General features: G+C 32.9%; 3 protein-coding genes and 1 pseudogene. All 4 read left to right on the top strand.

What is annotated here, in order from left to right; all coding sequences use genetic code 11:
* The first annotated feature begins 113 nt into the window (after window positions 1-113).
* Window positions 114-1,193 carry an IS30 family transposase gene (locus tag J5J05_RS11470; protein WP_208559143.1) on the top strand — a complete coding sequence of 360 codons (1,080 nt, stop codon included), beginning with the start codon at window positions 114-116 and terminating at the stop codon, window positions 1,191-1,193.
* Between the two features lie 395 nt (window positions 1,194-1,588).
* A complete protein-coding gene (locus tag J5J05_RS11465) occupies window positions 1,589-2,107 on the top strand; it encodes a YcxB family protein (protein ID WP_208560807.1) in 519 nt (172 codons plus the stop codon).
* A complete protein-coding gene (locus tag J5J05_RS11460) occupies window positions 2,107-2,562 on the top strand; it encodes a hypothetical protein (protein WP_208560806.1) in 456 nt (151 codons plus the stop codon). Before J5J05_RS11465 ends, J5J05_RS11460 begins: the two co-directional genes overlap by 1 nt.
* Window positions 2,563-2,717: 155 nt before the next feature.
* Window positions 2,718-3,126: pseudogene (locus J5J05_RS11455) on the top strand (transposase); the annotation flags it as partial.

Below are 3,126 nucleotides of genomic sequence, written 5' to 3'. Positions count from 1 at the left end.
GCTGGATTTTATAATGAAGTTAGCCACTTAGGCTAACCCACAAAAAAAACGCCATGTGAATTTCATGTTATATTGAAGTTACCGCTAACTCTCAATAGACAGGATGAATTCACATGACGCACTCTAACGATAACATATCAGCACGTAAGGGAAAACACTTATCTCATTCAGAACGTTCTCAAATTGCTATTTTAAAGACTCAGAAGTACTCCAATCGTCAAATTGCAAAGGCATTAGGATGTGCCCCGCAAACCATTAATAGCGAAATCTGTCGTGGAACCATTACGCAACTTAATCGGCAAAAACAAAACGGTAAAGTTTACGACTACTATACAACTCTCTACGATCCCGATGCCGGACAAGCAGCTTACGATAAACTACGGTTGAACTGTGGCCGTCGGCCAAAATGGGCTGATACGGATGCCTTTATTGAGTGGGCAGATGATAAATTGTTACAGGAAAAGTGGTCTCCAGATGTAGTCATTGGATTTGCGAAGACACATGACTTGTTTGACTCATCTATTATTCCCTGTACAACGACGCTCTATGGATGGATTGACAAAGGCATTATGAGAACAAAGAATATGGATCTACTCGAAAAACTATCGCGTAAACCAAAAGATACTACTTATAGAAGCCGAAGAAACAAGCGAATGCTAGGCCAATCTATTGAACAAAGACCCGCAGAAATTGATAACCGGCAGACCTTTGGTCACTGGGAAGTTGATACAGTTGTTGGAAACAAAACAAAAACCGATTCGGTTTTATTGACGTTAGTTGAACGTCAAACACGCTTTGAAATCATCCTTAAACTCAATGGTAAAGATATAGAATCTGTCAATCAGGCAATCAGTCAATTACGATATCGAGCCGGTGATACGTTCTCTAAAGTATTTAAGACCATCACTTCTGATAATGGATCTGAATTTGCCGGTCTTCATGAGGCACTTCACGAGACACTTGATGTGTACTTCAGTCATCCTTATGCTTCGTGGGAAAGAGGAACAAGCGAGAACCAGCATAAATTTATTCGCCGATTTATTCCAAAAGGAAAAGCTATCAATCAATTTAGTGAAACACAATACTTGAGAATCCAGCAATGGATGAATGACTATCCTCGGAAAATACTTGGATATAAAACACCACATGACTGTTTTGCCAATGCTCTGCGCTCTTTGTCCCAAGCAACCTGAGCACGTTAGTGCTTATCAAATAACAAGTGACGTCTTCCAATAACAAATTAAACAATCAGTTGCGGCTATCTTTTTAAACTAAGTGGCTAACTTAAACTTGAAATTTACAAATAAAAAAACAATAGAGTATTAGTATTTCTTTACTTCAGATTAAATGTGTGTAATTTAATTTTCAATATGTATCAGAATAATGTTGAATGCATGTTTGAATCTAGAATTTTTCAATTGATTATGATAGTGTCTTAGATTTTCATAACAATTTAAGAACTACATTAATAAAAATATGATAGCATCCGCCTTATATTTAATGATAGTATGAATATAGGTAAAAATTGGAACATTTTAATCACGTAAAAGTATCTAATTTCAAATTCTTTCATAATGAGGTGAAATAATTGACAGTCAAAAGTAATATAAATTTCGAAGATATCGTTTCTTCAGAAATATTAGCAAGTAAATACATAAAAGAAAAGAATTCTGAAAGAAAAGAAAATAGTATTGCTGTAGCCTCCTTATTTGTAGCAGTACAATATTTGATTGATCCAGATACTAAGCTTGTTTCTTATATCTTCTTATGGTTCATTTTTTATTTTTTCATTTACTTTTTCTTATACAAAAGACTTTTAAGAAACACTCTCAAAAAAAATGGAAAAATCAGAAAAAATTATTCAATAAATTTTACTGTAAATGACAAATCAATTGGATTAAACTATCCTGACGTATCTATTGAAATAAACTGGTCTTCAATTACAGATTTCAGAGAAGATACGAATAACTTATATATTTTATTTGGAAATTATTCATCATATTTCATTTTGAAAAAGGATTTTGAAAATTCTTCTATCGAAGAGAGTGAATACCTCATAAAAAAAATTCGCAACAAAGCACAGAATAAGGAAAAGGAAGATGTTTAGTGAAAATTAATTTTAAGATAAACCTAAGCGACCTTGAGATGGCAGAAAAAATCAGTTTAGAAAGAAATCAAATTAGAGGGCAATATTTATATTCTTCTCTTCTTTATGCTGTAATAGTTTCTGTTGCGTTTTATTATGTAATTGAGCATGTTCTTATAGCTACAATAATTTTTCTTTTATTCTTCTATTTATTTTATATCTTCTATACTAAGTACCGTTATAAAACTATAGCTAAAGGTAAATTTAAAAGAAGTAATGACTTTTACTTGTTCACCTATACATGCGAAGTTATTGATAAAAAAATTTTAGTTTACTATGATTCTCATAGTTTAGAATTTCCCATTGATGAAATAAGTGACTACTATGAAGATGAGTACCGATTAATCATACTTAATTCATTTACAGAATATACAATCATCAACAAGAAGAACGTTGATTTCAGTTTTATTAATTGATGAGCTAATCAATTCTTTGGAACAGAGTCATTCTTACTTGAAAACAACTTCATACCATAAGTTGTTTTCATAATCATTTTGGATAGGTTACACTGAGTTGGACAGAAAAGATAAGGTGTGTATACTAAACACAACGCACACAGGAGGAATCTATCATGTCTACTCGTCGTCCACGTCGAACTTATACAGATGAATTCAAGAAGCAAATTGTTGATTTACACAAAGCAGGAAAATCAAGAAAAGAAATCATAGAAGAATATGACCTTACAGGATCTGCTTTTGACAAGTGGGTAAGTCAACATCATCAAACCGGTTCATTCAAAGAAAAAGATAACTTAACACCTGAACAGAAAGAATTGAAAGCATTAAGAAAAGCCAATACCCAGCTTCAAATGGAAAATGATATTTTAAAGCAAGCGGCGCTGATATTCGGGCGAAAGTCGAAGTAATCAAACGTAATAAACATAAATATTCTATATCAGCGATGTGCCGTGCCCTTGAGATCAGTAGAGGATCTTATTATTACGAAGTAATAAAGAAAGAAAGTGACGCGGAACTTGAACA

This window comes from Marinilactibacillus kalidii (assembly GCF_017599325.1).
Classification (GTDB): Bacteria; Bacillota; Bacilli; order Lactobacillales; family Carnobacteriaceae_A; genus Marinilactibacillus; species Marinilactibacillus kalidii.
Note: the sequence above shows the minus strand (reverse complement) of the source record. Positions and strands in the feature narration are given on the sequence as shown.

Excerpts from the sequence above, each read along its gene's own strand:
- J5J05_RS11470 (WP_208559143.1), top strand. The coding sequence starts at position 114 with ATGACGCACTCTAACGATAACATATCAGCACGTAAGGGAAAACACTTA.